Annotated in this window: 10 protein-coding genes; 5 read left to right on the top strand and 5 right to left on the bottom strand. The window is 62.0% G+C overall.

All coding sequences use genetic code 11. The annotated features are described in order from the left end of the window. Positions 1 to 151: 151 nt before the first annotated feature. From EN885_RS01885 to EN885_RS01875, 3 genes are all read right to left on the bottom strand, one after another. Positions 152 to 1198: a toprim domain-containing protein gene (locus tag EN885_RS01885; RefSeq protein ID WP_128242435.1), complete on the bottom strand. Its 1047-nt coding sequence runs from the start codon at positions 1196 to 1198 to the stop codon at positions 152 to 154. Then, positions 1198 to 5556: a strawberry notch family protein gene (locus tag EN885_RS01880; RefSeq protein WP_128242434.1), complete on the bottom strand. Its 4359-nt coding sequence runs from the start codon at positions 5554 to 5556 to the stop codon at positions 1198 to 1200. The genes EN885_RS01885 and EN885_RS01880 overlap by 1 nt, the downstream gene beginning before the upstream one ends. A 358-nt stretch (positions 5557 to 5914) precedes the next feature. Continuing rightward, positions 5915 to 8038, bottom strand: coding sequence for a ParB/RepB/Spo0J family partition protein (locus EN885_RS01875; RefSeq protein WP_128335155.1), 2124 nt, complete (start codon positions 8036 to 8038; stop codon positions 5915 to 5917). Positions 8039 to 8951: 913 nt separating this feature from the next. Between EN885_RS01875 and EN885_RS01870 the strand changes: the two genes are divergently transcribed. From EN885_RS01870 to EN885_RS01855, 3 genes are all read left to right on the top strand, one after another. Beyond that, positions 8952 to 10385 carry a site-specific integrase gene (locus EN885_RS01870; RefSeq protein ID WP_164897758.1) on the top strand — a complete coding sequence of 478 codons (1434 nt, stop codon included), beginning with the start codon at positions 8952 to 8954 and terminating at the stop codon, positions 10383 to 10385. Positions 10386 to 10597: 212 nt separating this feature from the next. Continuing rightward, complete coding sequence (locus tag EN885_RS01860; protein ID WP_128242432.1) at positions 10598 to 12589, top strand: conjugal transfer protein TraG; 1992 nt, start codon at positions 10598 to 10600, stop codon at positions 12587 to 12589. Positions 12590 to 12593: 4 nt separating this feature from the next. Continuing rightward, on the top strand, positions 12594 to 13037 hold the full coding sequence (locus tag EN885_RS01855; protein ID WP_128242500.1) for a CopG family transcriptional regulator: 444 nt from the start codon (positions 12594 to 12596) through the stop codon (positions 13035 to 13037). Between the two features lie 835 nt (positions 13038 to 13872). Here the strand turns inward: EN885_RS01855 and EN885_RS01850 are convergent. Both EN885_RS01850 and EN885_RS01845 read right to left on the bottom strand, forming a co-directional pair. Next, complete coding sequence (locus tag EN885_RS01850; protein WP_128242499.1) at positions 13873 to 14796, bottom strand: proline iminopeptidase-family hydrolase; 924 nt, start codon at positions 14794 to 14796, stop codon at positions 13873 to 13875. Positions 14797 to 14850: 54 nt separating this feature from the next. Next, positions 14851 to 15612 carry a LuxR family transcriptional regulator gene (locus tag EN885_RS01845; protein WP_128242431.1) on the bottom strand — a complete coding sequence of 254 codons (762 nt, stop codon included), beginning with the start codon at positions 15610 to 15612 and terminating at the stop codon, positions 14851 to 14853. A gap of 116 nt (positions 15613 to 15728) precedes the next feature. Between EN885_RS01845 and EN885_RS01840 the strand changes: the two genes are divergently transcribed. Next, entirely contained in the window at positions 15729 to 16619 is an 891-nt protein-coding gene (locus tag EN885_RS01840; RefSeq protein ID WP_128242430.1) for a proline iminopeptidase-family hydrolase, read from the top strand. Positions 16620 to 16670: 51 nt separating this feature from the next. Then, entirely contained in the window at positions 16671 to 17609 is a 939-nt protein-coding gene (locus tag EN885_RS01835; RefSeq protein ID WP_128242429.1) for an ABC transporter permease, read from the top strand. Positions 17610 to 17660: the final 51 nt, after the last annotated feature.

Raw genomic sequence — 17660 nt, 5'->3', positions numbered from 1 at the left:
CCGCCGGAAAATAGTCGGCCGCAGACATTGCCGGTCCGGGCCGTTTGCTGGCCGATCGCCCTCTCGAAGGCCGGGGCGCGGTTCTCTCCGACCTGAGGTCATCCGAGAGATGCCTGCGACAGCGGGCCTGCTACGCGTTCTTCGTTCCGGTCTATACCGCCCGTGCCATGAAGCGTGCGACGTCCTGCGGTGCGACCTGCATCCGAGCCTGCGCCCGGAGAGCCTCGATGCCGAGGGTGCGGAGATCCTCATTGAAGTCCCCGAACGCCGGCGACAGCACGATCGCCTCGATCCCGACTGCGTTTGCTCGCTCGATCAAAGTATCGCGCGCGCCGTCGCCGGCTGGATCGTCGTCGCGCACGATGTAGAGCCTTCTCAGCGTGTCGGGGAACAGGATGGCTGCAAGATGGGCTGCCGAAAGTGCCGCAGCCATTGACATGGCGGGCAAAACGCATCGAAGCGACAGGATCGTCTCGATGCCTTCGCCCGCCGCCATGACTTCGCCGGGAACACCAAAGCGGACCGCGTGCCCGAGGAGCTCACCCATAGCACGCCGTGGTGTACTGATAGGCGCCTTGTCCTTGCCGGATAGGTCAAGCCAGGTGCGATGCGCGCCGGTCAGATGACCGTCAAGGTCCGTAACGGACGCGATCATCGCCGGCCAACTCTCGGTGGGCGAATAGTCGTCCGGTCGATAGTAACAGTGCGGGTGAAAACGCAGGCTTCCAGTTCCGTGCAGATACGTAATCCCGCGATTGCGTAGATACGTCTCTACGATTGTGCTCGAAATCGGCTGCGACACAGCGAGCAGCCGCCGCGCTGCTTCAGGCGATCCCGATGGTGCCGGAGTGGATTTCGACCGGGACGAGGTTTGTTCCGGCTCCGGATGCGGCAAGCTCAGGAACGTTCGTGCCTCGTCGGTCACATCCTTGAAGTCGACCAAGCCGCAGCTTTCGCGGATGACGTCGAGGAGATCGCCATGCTCGCCGGTGGCGGCGTCGGTCCATTTGCCGGCGGCGCCTTTGCCGGATTCGCTACCTTTCAGGCGCACGAACATCGAGCGCCCCGGCGTGTTACGCACATCGCCGACCAGCCAGTAACGACCCTCACGATGCCCGTTCGAAAGATAATGGCGGCACACTGCCTCTGCCTGCTTGCCGAGACGCTGTGCCAGTTCGGACGCGTCGTGGCGGGTCATCACGTAGCCTCCCGCTCGCCGATGCGCTGGATTGGATAGCGCTCCAGCACCTTGGCGAGGATCGTGGGCCCGGATGCATCAGTTGGCACGAACATGCGCAGCTTCCAGGATATGATCTCGTGAAAAAGACCGTAGGCTGAAAGGCGGTCGCGCATCGTGTCGGTGAATCCCGACAGTTCGATGCGGTTGACGCCCATGACGCGGCTTCGCCGAAGTTGCAGGCCCTCTGCAAGGTCGAGTATCGTCCGGCCGTCGATCAGCCCGGTGAAGGCATCGCGTGCTGTGATCGAAGAAGAGCCCGTCGCCAGGGCGCTGGCGGCCCAAGCCGGCGAGACCCGACGCCCAATGATACGTTCGCCATAATCGGTCTGAAGTCGATAGACCCGTGACGACTCGTTGGGCAGGCGTTTCCAGATCGGCAGCAGAAGCCCAGCAACGACATGGATGGTGCTGTCCGTGAACTCCGGTACGGCAGCCACTTCGGCATTCCAGGTCTCAGCAAATGCAGCCTGTTCAGTCTCGACCCAGTGACTCTGCGCCATCATCTTCAGCGAGGCATGATGATGCTCCATCGGCCGGATCAACCGGACACGCCGTTCGATTTCGCCATCGTCGAGCATCACCGCGGGCACCGGAACCTGCACAGCGGCGCGGCCGGAGCGTTCGTTGAGCAACAGCCTGGCGCGTGGATCGTCAAGCTGCGCAAGCGCGTCGGCAAGCGAGACGGGCTTGTTGCTCTCGCGTTGCGCGATGGTCAGCAGCCGTGTCTCCGCGCCGGTGGCGGCATGGACATGGATAGTGCGTCGATCGGTGACGAGGAAGCTTTCCGCCTGCAGTGTTTCCAGCCCAAGGTCGTAGACACCGGTCGCGATGGCGCCTTCGATCTTCGCGTTGAGCAACTGCTCGAAGACGGTGAAAAGGATAGCTTGAAGATCGATGGTGAGCGCGAGCAGCCGATTGAGGAAGGTCGTGATCGGCGGCAACTCGTCCTTGATGCCAGTTGAATCCATCAGTGTGAGGCCAGTCGCATCCTCAAACATCTGGAGCGAGCAGCCTTCGACCTTGCCGCGCACCAGCAGCAGATAGAGCTGCCGCAGCGCGTCGCGGCCATAGTGCGATTCCAGATTGTCCTCAGGCCGGAACAGGCCCTGACCGCCGGTCTGGCGCTGGCCGCGTGTGATGGCGCCTAGGGTGTCGAGGCGCCGGGCGATGGTCGAGAGGAAGCGCTTCTCTGCCTTCACGTCGGTCGCGATCGGACGGAATAGCGGCGGTTGCGCCTGGTTCGTGCGGTTGGTACGGCCGAGGCCTTGGATCGCCGCGTCCGCCTTCCAACCCGGTTCGAGCAGATAGTGAACCCGAAGACGACGGTTCTTCGCCGTGAGGTCGGCGTGATAGCTGCGACCCGTGCCGCCTGCGTCAGAAAACACTAATATGCGCTTCAGGTCATCCATGAACGCCTGTGTCTCGGCGAGATTGGCCGAGCCGGCGCGGTTCTCGACGACAAGGCGATCGATGCCGCTGGTGCTGGTCTTGCGGACAATGCGGCGCGACCGACCCGTCACTTCCGCCACGATGTCGGTGCCGAAGCGCTGGACGATCTGGTCGAGTGCTCCGGGAACAGGCGGGAGAGAGGCGAGCTGTTCGATCAACCGATCGCGACGGCCAACGGCCTCGCGGCTCTCCACGGGCTGGCCGTCACGATAGACCGGGCGTGACGACAGATTCCCCTCGCTGTCGGTGAATGGCTCATAGAGCTGCACAGGGAAGGCATGCTGAAGATAGGACAGGACATATTCGCGCGGCGTGATATCGACCCGGACGTCGTTCCATTCCTCGGTTGGAATTTCTGCCAGGCGGCGTTCCATCAGCGCCTCCCCGGTCGAGACGATCTGGATGACGGCGGCATGGCCGTCAGCCAGGTCCCGTTCGATCGAGCGGATCACGGTCGGCGTCTTCATGCTGGTCAGCAGATGTCCGAAGAAGCGCTGTTTCGTGCTCTCGAAAGCCGAACGTGCCGCGGATTTCGCCTGACGGTTCAGCGTGCCGGTCTCGCCAGTGACATTGGCGGCCCGCATCGCGGCGTCGAGATTGTTATGGATGACGCTGAACGCGCAGGCGTAAGCGTCGTAGATACGGATCTGCTCGGAGGTAAGTTGGTGCTCGACCAGCTCGTACTCGACACCATCGTAGGAGAGCGACCGGGCGGTGTAGAGACCGAGTGCGCGAAGATCGCGAGCCAACACTTCCATGGCAGCGACGCCACCGGCCTCGATCGCCTCGACGAATTCCGCTCTGGTCGTGAACGGGAAATCCTCTCCACCCCACAAGCCCAAACGTTGCGCGTAGGCGAGATTATGGACGGTGGTCGCACCTGTCGCCGAGACGTAGACGACGCGGGCGTTCGGCAGGGCGTGCTGCAGGCGGAGCCCGGCGCGTCCCTGCTGCGAGGCAGCGACATCGCCGCGTTCTCCCTTGCCGCCAGCGGCATTCTGCATCGCGTGGCTCTCGTCGAAAATGATCACTCCGTCGAAGTCGGAGCCCAACCATTCGACGATCTGTTGGACGCGCGAAACCTTTTCGCCACGGTCGTCGGAGCGTAGCGTGGCATAGGTGGTGAATAGGACGCCTTGATCGAGTCGGATGTCCTTGCCCTGCGAGAACCGCGACAGCGGCGTGACCAGCAGGCGCTCCATGCCGAGTGCCGACCAGTCGCGCTGGGCGTCCTCGATCAGCTTGTCGGATTTGGAGATCCAGACCGCCTTGCGGCGTCCCTGCATCCAGTTGTCCAAGATGATGCCGGCCGACTGGCGGCCTTTGCCGGCGCCGGTTCCATCGCCGAGCATGAAGCCGCGGCGAAAGCGTACTGCGTTCGCTGAATCCTCACGTGCGACCGAGACGAGGTCGTAGGTAGCGTCGACTGTCCACGATCCGGCGAGGAAGTCCGAATGGGCTTCACCGGCATAGATGACTGTCTCGAGCTGGGCGTCTGACAAGAGCCCGTCGGGGACGATGTTGGTGGGAAGGAGGGGTCGGTAGCTTGGCTTCGGCGGTGCGACCGAGGCCATGGCTGCTGATTGGACCAGCTTGGTCGGATGCGGATGAGCGCCGGGAATGCGGATCGTCTGCAACCCGTATTCTTCATATATCGCATCTGTGATCCGGCTGCTTTGCGCGGGCGTCCAATCCAAGGTGTCGTAGGCAAGCTCGGCGCCTTCCGGCTCGGCGAAGCTGCGTGCGGGAGATGAAACGGCCGATCGCGCGAGATGGCCGCGCTTGGTGCGCACGGTGGCGGTCGGCGCAGAGACGGCGGGCACAAGGGCAGACGCGGCGACCGGCAGTCGCGCGGGCACATGCTCGCCGATCCAGGCGATCAGGGTGGCGACGTCGGGCGCAATGCCAGGGGATGCCGGAAATGTACCCGGGTCGTCGACAGGCAGCTTGTCGATGACGGTGAGCCTCGTATCGACGGTCGTGCCGTGCTTGGCGTAGACACTGCCGTCGATCGCTGCGGTGAACACAACGCGGCCGCGCTCCTGCAGCCGGACGAACGCCTCACGCCAGGCCGGCAACTCAGGCGACAAATTAGCGCCGGTGATCGCCACAAGTCGCCCATGATCGGCCAGCCGGGCCAGTGCGGATGCGACATGGCGGAACGCAGCGTCGGCAATGCGGCCAGAGACGTTGGCAAGCACCGAAAATGGCGGGTTCATCAGCACGACGCTGGGCACGATGTTGGGATCGAGATGGTCATCGATCTGTGCCGCGTCGAAGCGGGCGACGGGAATTGCCGGAAAGAGGAGGGAGAGAAGTATCGCGCGGGTCTCCGCCAGTTCGTTGAGCACCAATTCTCCGCCGCCGATCTCGGCGAGGATCGCGAGTAACCCGGTGCCGGCGGAAGGCTCCAGCACCCGGTCGGCCGGCGTGATCGCCGCAGCCGTCAGCGCCGCCAGTCCGAGAGGAATGGGGGTGCTGAACTGCTGAAGCGCCTCGCTCTCCTCGGTGCGGCGCGTGTGAGTGGGAAAGAGACCGACGACCTTGTTGAGCATCGGAAGTGCCCTGGCCGAAGAACCGACTTTGCGGAAGAGCGACTTTCCGTACTTGCGCAAGAACAGCACGGTTGCGACTTCGCAGGCGTCATAGGCTGTCTTCCAGTCCCAGGCGCCCGATGCATCGGAGGCGCCGAAGGCGGCTTCCATGGCTGCGCGCAGGATCGAGATGTCTATGCGCTGGCCGCGTTCGAGATGGGGAAGAAGGAGCTGGGCCGCGCGATGGACGGCGGCGGCGGAATCCACGACCGGGGATGAAACAGAGGGAAGCGGCGAGGCCGGAACAGCAGCAAAAGCAGATATGTCAAGCATGGAAAAAACCTCGGGAGAGCGGAGGGGACGAACCGTCGGTGCTCTCTCTCTCGACCGAACCGGCTCAAACCCGTCCTGGCCGATCTCTTCCTCTGGGATCGCTTGGCGATAGGATTATTTTCCGGTGCCGGGTGGCCCGCGCGCTTCTCGACTGAGACGCCTGACCGGGCGGAAGGGCATGGCATTGGGGGAAATACGGTCGTTATCGTCGGAGCGAGGGCCTGTTGATCCGGTTCGCATCGGATTCGTGCTGCGGCCGTCCTAGCGCCAAGCGAGACGCCAGCGGCAGCAGGCGCGGGCGTCTGTCGGTGATCAGAGGCGGAAGCGGAGCGGCCGAAGCCGCTCCGATCGAGGCGATCTATTCAGCGACGACCATGTGCGGCTCGCTGTCTTCGACCTCGCCTGTGAGGAACTCAGGAAGTGAATCCTCATCACCTTCGGCTGCAGAAGCGCTATCCATGCCGGCACTGCCGCCATCAAGGTCAGCGAGGCGCAGCGGTTCGGGCAGCCAGCCGGTGTCAGCCAGCAGGCGCTCGGCTTCCTTCGCCATGTCGTCCTTTTTGAGATGGTCTATGAGCTGCGAGGCCTGTTCACCCTTCGCCTCGCGCACCGCCTCGAGAATTCGAGATTTAGTGACGCGACCGAGATAGTTCCCAACGGTCGGCGCCCAACCTGCCTTTACCATGTCGAGACCGACGGCGCGCGCCAACCGGTGAGCTTGGGCTATCCGCTGCTGGACGCCATGCGCCGAGACGGCGCCACCACCATAGCGATCTGCCTTCTCGTAAAGCGCGTTGACGCCGAAGCTGACGCAATGGGCAAGCAACGCTGCGCGGCTGTTATCGTCGAGCGCAGCGATCCAGTCCCAGAGTCCGTCGTCACTGGCCGGCAGGACCGATTTCCACGCCTCATGCCGTTGGACCGCCGACGTCGCCGAGGGGCTGTTCTTCAACTCGTCCGGCTGGACGGGCAAGAAGATGTGACGGACCGAGGCCTCCAGGCAACCGGTCGTGGAGTGATGCTGAAAGGTGTCGGTGACCAGTTTGTGCAGCAGCGCGGTCATGGCGACATGCGGATTGCCGGCGAGAGCATCGCGCAACGCCAGCGTCTGGTGGGCCGTCAGCTCCGTCACCAGACGATCCGGCAACGGCTTGATAGCGTTGTCTTCGTCTTCCTCGGAGCCGACCATCTGGCCGCCGATGGTGACAACGGCACGCTGCACCGTCGGGTTGCCAGGATCGACCGAGCCACCGTCGTCAATCTCCGATCCATCCGCGCCGTCGACCGATACCGCCGGGACGTCCTCGGGCCGAACAAAGCCGCGATTGACTGAGAGCGATCCGTCGGCGTTGATGCTGATGAAGACGCCGGCGATGGCGATATCGGCCGCATCGAATTGTACCGGGCGTTCGTCGAAGTTCGCGAGCGCGGTCTCGATCTCTCCGAGCCGCAGATCCACCTCGTCGGGCAGTTCGTCGGCATCCTCATAAGCCGCTTCGAGCTTGGCGTACTCGGCGTTGAGCGCCTCGATTGTTGCCTGTTCCTCGGCAGTCAGGTCGAGTGGCGTGCCGGAAACCTCACGCAAGCCGCGCATGGCGTCGAAGGGAAAGCTGACCGCGACCTCGATCCACTTCCAGCCTTCAGCGGCGATTGCTTCGGCGTCGGCCTTGAGCTTCTCCGCGACAAGGCGGTCGAGCAATGCCGCGTCCTGCAGCCAGCCGCCGTCATCGGACTGGAACAGGTCGTGCATGACGATGCCGCCGGCCGCCACATAGGCCTCGACGCCGAGAAAGACGGCCCGCTTGTCGGAGGCGCGTACCGTCGTCTCGGTGAGCATGCGGCGAATCTGGTACGGCTCTTTCGACCACGCGTCCTTGATCGCATTCCAGACCTGCGCCTGACGATCGTGGTCGCCGGAGACTGTGAAGGCCATGAGTTGCTCCAGCGTCATGCCGTCGTCGGCATAAACGTCGAGGAGCGCAGGAGAAACGGACGCCAGGCGCAGTCGCTGCTTCACCACGTTGACGGGCAAGAAGAACGCCGCGGCGATCTCCTCCTCGGTCATGCCTTTGACCAGCATGTCCTGGAAGGAGCGGAATTGATCGAGAGGATGAAGCGGCGCGCGCTCGATATTTTCGGCAAGCGAGACTTCCTCGGCTAAAATGTCGCTCTCACGGTCCCGGACAATGCATGGGACGGGCGCGGTCTTGGCGAGGCGTTTGCTCTTCACCAGCAGCTCGAGTGCGCGGAAGCGCCGCCCACCCGCCGGTACCTCGAACATGCCGGTTTCGTTGCCATCAGCATCGAAGACGGGCTGGACACTGAGGCTCTGGATCAGGCCGCGACGGGCGATCGAGGACGCCAGATCCTCGATCGAGACGCCGGCCTTCACACGCCGGATGTTGGACTGGGAAAGCACCAGTTTGTTGAAGGGGATGTCGCGCGAGGACGACAGGGTGATCTTCTGAACGGCAGTAGCCATAGGGATGTACTCCGCGACGGGCGGCCGGGAGCCTCTCTCTCGACCTCCAACCCGTCAGTGGGCCAAGCGCAGCCCTCTAGCTCTCGGAACCAGAAGCAAGGATTCCGGGTGAGGCCGACCAGCCCTGAAGGGTACGACCCCAAACGGTGCAGCGTGGGGCGAAAAGTGAGCGGGAGACAAGTTCCTCAAGAGGGATTGTGCATGGGAGCGTCGATGCAGGATTGCCGATACGCAGGAAGGCTTCAACTATCCTGATAGCGGAAAAATGCGCCCGGCCGGACGTCGTGTGGGCATGCTTTTCATCCCAAGGAGGGTAGGCCGCATATGGAGAGCCGGATGCTTGGAAAATTGCACGTCCGGTTCAGCGTGGGGGATGAAGAAGACCGCCTCGGAACGGAGGAAGGCGCTTCATTCCTACTCAGGTGCGGCACACCTCTAGTCTAACGATCCGAGACGATCCGCAGATTCGGACGCGAGAAGGGGCGTAGAACCTGCATTTCCCAAATGGTTAGGAATGCGACCTTTCCCATTAGCAGGTCAAAGAAGCATCTTTGCCGTAGCATCTCCAGGTGCCGCTTTTCGCAGCCCTGAATTTAGGAGAAATCTCATGTGGCAGGGTGTCCAGAGCGGCGAGACAGAGAAGAAGCGCGCTCAACGATACAGATGATCCGTCTCTTCTCGAGCGAAGCGATCGGAGTATTGAGATTGCCTGAGGCTCCGCATTGAAAATCCCAGACCAATTTGACGATACCACGCCTCTACGCATTGAGATTGCTGCGCAAATTGCCTTTCCCGACGGCTCGATGGGCGCTGCGGGCTTGCGCAAGGAACGCGATGCCGGTCGACTTGAAACGGAGTTAATCGCGGGAAAGGAGTACGTCACCTTGGTGGCGATCGCCAGAATGAGGGAACTATGCCGCGGACGTCGAAAGGGCCACGCCTCGTCTGGAGGGACGAAAGCTGGAAAAAGAACGGTACGCTCCGAAACAAGGCCGGATGGTTCGTCCGGGACAGCGCAACCTTCATCAGCGCTGGCGGCGGCGAAAAAGGCCGTCCAGGAATTGAAAATGAAAAGGCGCTCGCGGTCCATATCGCCAACAAATACCACCCAGCTCGCGAGCGTGGACGTGGTGCCGATCACGTCTTGATCGCCGATGTGGTCAACGTATATCTGGACGAGGTTGCGCCGAAGCATGCCGCGCCAGAAGAGACGGCGGCCAGGCTGGATAAGATCCTCGATTTCTTTGGCGAAAAAACGCTCGCCGATATCAACGGCAAACTCTGCCGTGACTACGTCGCGTCCAGGCCGACCAAGGCCGCGGCACGCCGTCAACTTGAGGATCTTCGTGCGGCCATCAACTATTACTGGAAGGAAGGTTATACGACAGTCGCACCGACGATTCCGTTGCCTGAGAAGCCTGGGCCACGCGAGCGCTGGCTGACGCGCAGTGAAGCGGCCGCCCTCATCTGGGCTGCGTGGCGCATGAAGCAGAAATGGAAGGGCCAGGAGAGCAGCCGGCGCACCGGACGCCATCTCGCCCGCTTCATGCTCGTCGCGCTCTATACGGGGACGCGCTCGGCCGCGATCTGCGGTGCCGCCATCCGTCTAACGGAAGGGCATGGTTATGTGGATCTCGACCGCGGCGTCTTTTACCGCCGCGCTGATGGTGCCAAGAAGACCAAGAAGCGCCAGCCGCCCGTGCGCCTGCCTAACCGGCTGCTGACGCATCTGCGTCGCTGGGCGTGCACGGATCTCGATATCAAGACGAAGGGGCGCGGCAAGAGCGAGAATATAGGCCGCAAGATATCGCAGGATTTTGTCGTCGAGTGGAATGGAAAGCCTGTGGAAACGATCAACAAGAGCTTTAGGACGGCGCGAAAAGCCGCTGGCCTCGGTCCCGATGTCACACCGCACATCTTCCGCCATACCGCGGCGACTTGGTTGATGCAGGCTGGCGCCGACGTGTGGCAGGCGGCGGGCTTTCTCGGCATCACCGTGGATGTCCTAATCGACACTTACGGTCACCACCACCCCGATTTTCAGGCGGATGCAGTCGAGAAGATCACGCAGAAATACGTTGTTACCAAAGCGCCGAAGACCGTTCTCACTGTGGTGAGGAAAGCACGAACGCCGGGCCATCGCCCAACAGCTTCCCCACAGAAAGACCAAGACGAAACACGATCATTGGCAAGCGAAGGTGACGAAAGAGCCCAGGAATCTGCGGCTTTACTGGCAATCTCCATCGTTCGGGACGATGGGGTCGCAGGTTCAAATCCTGCCACTCCGACCAGAAAACATGTCCGACCCAGAGACATAGGTAACAGCCGGATACGATCCTCGACCTAGGCTGACGGCTATGACGAGGCTGAGATTGGTCTTCGTATGGTCGAGACAGATGCGTCCAAATCTGATCCCCAGGGAAATCCGAGATCGTATTCGGCAAGTCTTTCCACTTCCGGCTACGCACCGTTGCTTTTGATCGCTCCGTCAGCCTTGCAGATCTGGATACTCGACCCTTTTCTGTTTGCATCCGATCAATCAGTTCGGGGAAACGACAAGTGCCGGCGACCAAGGTATTATGGGATCAAGTTCTTGCTATCTTTCTGATTGTGCTGTCGACGACATGGGGCGCGACGCAGTGGACGGCATGGCATCTTGGCTTTCAGAGCCAACTCGGTCCACCATGGTTCGAACTGGTAGGACAGCCCATCTATCCACCGCCTGCATTTTTCTGGTGGTGGTTTTTCTATGATGCCTACGCGCCGGAGGTGTTCCTAGAGGGCGCTGCGATCGCGGGAAGCGGCAGCCTCATCGCGATCGCTGTGTCTATAGGGATGTCGGTATGGCGGGCACGGGAGGCAAAGGATACGGCAACCTACGGCTCGGCGCGCTGGGCGATGCGTGACGAAATCAGGGCCGAAGGCATGATCGGTCCAGATGGCGTAGTGCTAGGCAAGCTCGATGCGGATTATCTGCGGCACGACGGTCCAGAGCACGTGTTGTGTTTCGCGCCGACCCGGAGCGGCAAGGGTGTCGGCCTGGTCGTTCCGTCGTTGTTGACATGGCCGGGTTCCGCGATCGTGCACGACATCAAGGGCGAAAACTGGGAACTGACGGCTGGGTGGCGAGCGCGCTTCGGCCGCGTGGTTCTATTCGATCCGACCAATGCAGCTTCTGCCGCGTACAATCCTCTATTGGAAGTCCGCCGTGGTGAATGGGAAGTGCGCGATGTCCAGAACGTCGCTGACGTGCTGGTCGATCCCGAAGGTTCGCTAGAGCGTCGAAACCACTGGGAGAAGACCAGTCACGCTCTGCTGGTCGGCGCCATCCTGCATGTTCTTTACGCTGAGAGGGACAAGACGCTTGCCGGCGTCGCCAACTTCCTTTCCGATCCGCAACGGCCGATCGAGACAACGTTGCGCACCATGATGCTGACGCGGCACCTGGGCGAGGGCGGTCCGCATCCCGTTGTGGCATCGGCTGCACGGGAACTGCTCAACAAGTCGGAGAATGAACGATCCGGCGTGCTCTCGACGGCCATGAGTTTTCTGGGGCTTTATCGCGACCCGGTCGTGGCAAAGGTGACATCACGCTGCGCCTGGCGGATTGCCGACCTTGTCCAGAGCGAGCAGCCGACGACACTCTACCTGGTTGTCCCGCCATCCGATATCAGTCGCACTAAGCCGCTAATCAGATTGGTGCTCAATCAGATCGGCCGCAGGCTGACGGAGGATCTACATGCGAAGGAGCGACGACAGCAGCTGCTGATGATGCTCGATGAATTCCCGGCTCTCGGTCGTCTCGATTTCTTTGAAAGCGCGCTCGCCTTTATGGCGGGCTACGGCATCAAGTCTTTTCTGATCGCGCAGTCGCTCAATCAGATCGAGAAGGCCTACGGGCCGAACAACTCCATCCTCGACAACTGTCATGTACGCGTGAGCTTCGCTACCAATGACGAGCGCACGGCCAAGCGCGTTTCCGACTCGCTTGGAACCGCAACCGAATTGCGAGCCATGAAGAATTATGCCGGCCACAGATTGTCGCCTTGGCTCGGACACCTGATGGTCTCCCGGCAGGAGACGGCCCGCGCCCTAATGACACCCGGCGAGATCATGCACCTGCCTCCAACCGACGCCATCGTCATGGTGTCGGGCCTGTTTCCGATCAGGGCAAAGAAAGCACGCTACTTCACCGATCCGCGCCTTGCCGAAAGAGTCGTGGCGCCGCCGAAACCCGGAAGCACTGAAGGGGCTTCACATCCCGACGACTGGACCGCTGCAACGGTTGTCGTGGCATTGGAAGATAATCCTCTCCAGCCCTCGACGGATTGGCAGGACGAGGATCCGGCAAATGGCGGCATTCGCCGCCAGCCTGAAATTCCCCAACATGAGGATATCGCGCCGGAGCGAACAGCACAGCGCGACAACGAATTTGATCTCGACCGGGACGAGCCCGACGATGATGCGGTCCGTCGGCGCTCGGTCGATCAGGTCATGCGGCGTACGGCACGGCAAGCCGCTCTCGATCCCAATGACGGCATCGAACTTTGAGTCCATGAAGAACGCAAAGAAAAAACGTCTCTCGGCCTATCTCGACCCTGATGTCATGAACGCGCTAGCCGACTACGCGGCGCGGCGCGAGGTCTCCCTGTCATTGATAGCCGAGGCTGCAATCGCTTCCTTTTTCTCACCGGACGCCGAAGAGCGGAAGGAGGCGGCTATCACAAGGCGCCTGGACCAGATCGACCGACGTGTGCAGCGCGTCGAGCGTGATGTCGGGATCGCGATCGAGACGCTGGCGCTGTTCGTGCGTTTCTGGCTCAGCTCGACACCGGCTTTGCCGGAATCCGCTCAGGCTGAAGCCCGCGCCAAGGGACTGCAGCGCTATGACGGGTTCGTCGACGCACTTGGCCGCAGACTGAGCAAAGGGCCAAAACTCAGGCAGGAGATTGCCGAGGACGGCCCGCCTGCTGACTCGGATAATTTGCCAGCGGGGTAGATGGTAGCGCCAAGCCCAGGAGCTGAGCCTGTTAATTGACAGATCCTTTTGTGATTGGCTGCTGTTTCAGGATAGCATCAAGCGAGTTTCGCAAGTCCAAAGCCCCCTTAAGCGAAGCCGTATCCGCGACGTAGTTCTGGCATACGGCGCGTTGTCGCCATCTATGACGATGACCGCGAACGACAGACAGACGATTTGATTGAACACACGGCTCTCGGCAAAAAACGTCCGCGCTAACAGGCCGAACGTTATGAGGGGCGGTGATCTCAAGAACCACGTCGGGCGTCGTGTAGGACAACGTGCTCGAGGTAAGCTTACCTCAAGCCAGAGGTGGCGGCGGCGAGGTGCAGGCACTCGACAAGTCCGTCGTGCACCGGCGAACGGACGAGCCTCTCGTTTCATAGCAGCAGCTCTTCGATCCGGTCGCTCGGATGCTCATGTGGGGGTACGTATATGAACCCGCTCGATAGCAACAGGCTAGCTGAATCCCGGTTCATGGTCACGACTGCTGACGTGTATCCGGCATCCTTGATGCGGCTTGATGTTGAGCGCCGCGCGCCGCTGCGCGACGCGTGCCGGCTCAGCTCCTTCAAGCCTTCTTGTGCCACTTGGTGCCGATCCGGAAGCGCGCTGTGTGGTCTACGCTAGCCGTCGTTCGAGGGACCCGAGGCGGTGGTCGCCAAACTATCTCTCACTGCTTCGAGCCGGCCTGTTGAGGATTGCGCTGCCCTCGCGTGGAGGCCTTGGAGCCGACGCATCAGATGGAGAAGTCTGGCGCTGACCTCGGGGAGGTGAGAAAGGTGCATCCCGCGTCCCGAAGCTTGCCGGTTGCTCCTCAGTCCTGCGTCTTGAGGAAGTCCGAGACAGTTCGCATGCAGAGTTCCCGCTCCTCGACATGCGGCATGTGGCTCGAATGCTCGAAAAGGACCCATCGAATACCCGGAACGCCCTCCACATAGGGTCGGACTACCTCGGGCGTGGCCTCGTCGTGGCGGCCCGAAATCAGCAGTGTCGCCACCGCGATGTGGGGCAGCCGGTCCTCGATGGTCCAGTCCCTCATCGTGCCGATGACGTGGAATTCGGTAGGGCCGTTCATGTTGCGGTAGACCGTGTTGTCCTCGTCCATGATGGCGAAGGTGCGCGCCACCTCCGGCGGCCATGGCACGACCCGGCAGACATGTCGGTCGTAGAACACGCGCGAGGCTGCTACATATTCAGGATCGGTGATCGTGCCGGCGCACTCGTGCCGTGTGAGCGTAGCCTGGACGTCGGCAGGCAGTTCACGGCGCAGCCGATTGGCCTCGGACACCCAGGTGCGCATGTTGGCCGGCGAGTTGGCGATCACCAGGGCCTTGAGGCCCTCCGGCCGGCGCACGGCATGCTCGGCGCCGAGCATACCGCCCCAAGACTGGCCAAGGAAGGCGTAGCGCTGCTCGATCCCAAGCGACCGCAACACCGTATCGAGTTCGTCTAGGAACAGGTCGACGGTCCAGAAGTCCGATCCCTTCTCCGGCAGCCGAGTGGAGTTGCCATTTCCAAGCTGGTCGTAGTGTATCACGGCCCGGCCATCGAGAACCGCGATGTCCTTGAAAGCGTCGACATAGTCGTAGGTGCAGCCTGGTCCCCCATGGGCGACCACTAGGGGGAGCCTCGGCGAATCTAGGTTGCCGGCGATGCGGTACCAGGTGCGGTAGCCGCGAAACGCGACATGGCCTTCCTTCGCTTCCGTCACGGCGGCTCTCCTCGTTGCGGCAGGCATCATAGGGCGAGCCTGCCCGAGGCGGCAGCTATGAAAAGTGATAGGGTCTCTCCGTCAGTTGTCGAGCAGGCGGAAATGCGCGGCGCGAATGACGGCCTGCGTGCGGTTCCTGGCGCCCAGCTTCCTGGCGGCGGCCGTGAGGTGCATGACGACCGTGGGAACCGAGCGCCCGATGATGCGCGCGATCTCCTTGGCAGAGAGGCCATGTGCCGAATGGCGGAGACACTCGCGCTCACGCTCGGTCAGCGCCGGCAGTCGCGGACTGAGGGTCGAGCGGTTGTAGTAGGCATAGGCCGCGTCATGGAAAACATGCGCGAGCAGGCCGAACTGGGCGATGCTTCCGGGATCGCGCGGAACATCTTCTCCGGCGCCGAAACGTACTCCGGTGACCGTGGCATAGCCGCCGCGCGGCATATGAATGGGGATCGTCACGCCTCGGGTGAGATCGCGCTCTCGCAGATATCGCGCCACCGGCTCCGTCGTCTCGTTGAGTAGCGCGCGTATTTCCGTGTCGGCTCCATCGTCGTAGTTCCAAGCGAAGGGCCTGGAACTGTGCGCGGCGACGAGTTGCACGGGATCGATGCGGAAGTAGCCGCGATCGCACCAATAGTCGTACATGTCGTCATCGATGTTGCGCAGCTTGAGCATCGACGGGATCATGATCGAGCCGTCGAGGTCGTAAGGCACGGGCGTATAGTCGTAGATCAAGGCCTCGTAGCCGAGTCCGCGCATCGCTACGAACGCCTCGTCGATGCAACCGTCCAGGGTGCCATGGCGAGCGAAACGCCGCCTGATCGTGGTGATTTCGTCCAGCATGAGCTCTTCCGTCGACACCCTCCCGGACCCACCCTATCACTTCTTATAGCTGACGCACTCACAACGTTTCGCTTAAAATATGAGCATGCCTAAAAGCTGTGCATTCGGAGCGTATCATGTGGCGTGAGATGGCGGCCGACGATCGCATCGAGGTAAACGTCGACGGCTTTAAAGTCGTCGCCTACAGCTTCGGCTCCGGCAGCGAGGCGGTGTTCTGCCTCAACGGCGGGCCTGGCCTGCCCTGCGACTACCTTCGCGAATCGCACTCCTGCCTGGTAGATCAGGGATACAGGGTCGTGGCGTTCGACCAGCTTGGCACCGGCGACTCCGACCGGCCGACGGACACCTCGTTGTGGACTATCGCGCGCTACGTCGAGGAGACCGAGACGGTTCGCAAGAGGCTGGGGCTCGGCAAGGTCCACATGTTGGGTCATTCCTGGGGCGGCTGGCTGGCGATCGACTATGCGCTTGCCTACCAGGAGAACCTGCAGACGCTGATCCTCGAGGATACCGTCGCCGACATGCCGCATCTTGTGCTGGAACTGGAACGCCTGCGCGCCTCGCTGGGACCCGAGACCGTATCGATGATGCAGAAGCACGAGGCGCAGGGAACCTACGATCATCCGGAATACATGGCGGCGGTGACGATCCTCAACTACCGCCATGTCTGCCGCCTGCCCGAATGGCCGGCGCCGGTGCGCCGCTCGCTAGACGACTGGAACATGGGACCCTACGCGACCATGCAAGGTCCGAACGAGTTTCTCTACATCGGCAATCTCAAGGACTGGAACCGGGTGCCCGACCTGCCCAGGATCAAGGTGCCGGTGCTGATCACGCATGGCGAGCACGACGAACTGACGCCAGCCTGTGGTCTGCGCATGAAGCTTGGCCTGCCGCAGTCGGAGTTGCACATCATCCCGAATGCGAGTCACATGCCCTTCTACGAGAACCCGGTTGCATACTATCCGATCCTCTTGGGGTTCCTCTCGCGCAACAAGGCAGGCTGATGCAGGCGGAATGCAGGTGGAAGGGAGCGGAGGGGGAAACCCCTCAGGGCCATGCACCGCTATAGGTTCGTTCTATACCGCCCGCTTCAGTTCCTGCCGGTGCTGTTCGGCATCAGCGTCATCACGTTCATCCTTGTCCGGCTGATCCCTGGCGACCCCGCTCGCGTTCTGCTCGGCACCCGCGCCACCCCGGAAGCGATCGCCCGCATCCGCGCGCAGTACGGCCTCGATGAGCCCCTGCTCGCCCAGTATTTCTACTTCCTGCGCAACCTCGCGGACGGCGAGATGGGGCGCTCGATCCTCTACAAGATCGATGTGCTGAAGTTGATCGCCACGCGCATCGAGCCTACTCTGATGTTGGTGCTTTGCAGCGTGGTGCTATCGGTATTGATCGCCGTGCCGGTGGCGGCGATTGCGGCGCGCAATCACGGCAGGCTGGCGGACCAGGTGATCCGCATCGTTTCCACCTTGGGCATCGGCTTCCCGCCCTTCTGGCTCGGCCTGATGCTGATCATCCTATTCAGCGTCGAACTCGCCATCCTCCCGGTGTCCGGTTACGGCAACACGCTATCTGAAAAGCTTGCGCATCTCGTGCTACCGAGCCTCACTGTCTCGCTGTCGCTGTCGACCGTTCTGGCGCGCAGTTTGCGTGCCGCGATGGTCGAAGGCTTGAGGTCCGACGTGGCGACTGCCGCACGCGCGCGCGGCATGCCGGAGAGCATCGTGTTCTGGCGCCACGTGCTGCCAAATTCGCTCGTGCCGACCGTCAACCTTCTCGCCGTAAACATAGGTTGGCTGATAGGCGGCACCGTCGTGGTGGAGACCGTGTTTGCGCTGCCCGGCATGGGCCAGCTGCTGGTGCGCGCCATCTTCTCGCGCGACTACATGGTCGTGCAGGGCGTGGCGATGGTCTTCGCCTGCGCCACCGTGCTGATTAACTTCCTGGCCGACATCGTCACGGTGGCTCTCGATCCGAGGGTAAAGCTGTGAGCGAGCCCTTTGCCGCCCCCGCGCTCGGCAGGAGCGGCCGCTCTCGCCGCG

The sequence above is a fragment of the Mesorhizobium sp. M6A.T.Cr.TU.014.01.1.1 genome, assembly GCF_004022765.1.
Lineage (GTDB): Bacteria > Pseudomonadota > Alphaproteobacteria > Rhizobiales > Rhizobiaceae > Mesorhizobium > Mesorhizobium mediterraneum.
The sequence above is the reverse complement of the archived record's forward strand: the minus strand, read 5'-3'. Positions and strand labels throughout refer to the sequence as shown.

Coding starts and splice junctions, on each gene's coding strand:
- EN885_RS01840 (WP_128242430.1), top strand. CDS start 15,729: ATGTGGCGTGAGATGGCGGCCGACGATCGCATCGAGGTAAACGTCGAC.
- EN885_RS01845 (WP_128242431.1), bottom strand. CDS start 15,612: ATGCTGGACGAAATCACCACGATCAGGCGGCGTTTCGCTCGCCATGGC.
- EN885_RS01885 (WP_128242435.1), bottom strand. CDS start 1,198: ATGACCCGCCACGACGCGTCCGAACTGGCACAGCGTCTCGGCAAGCAG.
- EN885_RS01870 (WP_164897758.1), top strand. CDS start 8,952: ATGCCGCGGACGTCGAAAGGGCCACGCCTCGTCTGGAGGGACGAAAGC.
- EN885_RS01880 (WP_128242434.1), bottom strand. CDS start 5,556: ATGCTTGACATATCTGCTTTTGCTGCTGTTCCGGCCTCGCCGCTTCCC.
- EN885_RS01875 (WP_128335155.1), bottom strand. CDS start 8,038: ATGGCTACTGCCGTTCAGAAGATCACCCTGTCGTCCTCGCGCGACATC.
- EN885_RS01835 (WP_128242429.1), top strand. CDS start 16,671: ATGCACCGCTATAGGTTCGTTCTATACCGCCCGCTTCAGTTCCTGCCG.
- EN885_RS01850 (WP_128242499.1), bottom strand. CDS start 14,796: ATGCCTGCCGCAACGAGGAGAGCCGCCGTGACGGAAGCGAAGGAAGGC.
- EN885_RS01855 (WP_128242500.1), top strand. CDS start 12,594: ATGAAGAACGCAAAGAAAAAACGTCTCTCGGCCTATCTCGACCCTGAT.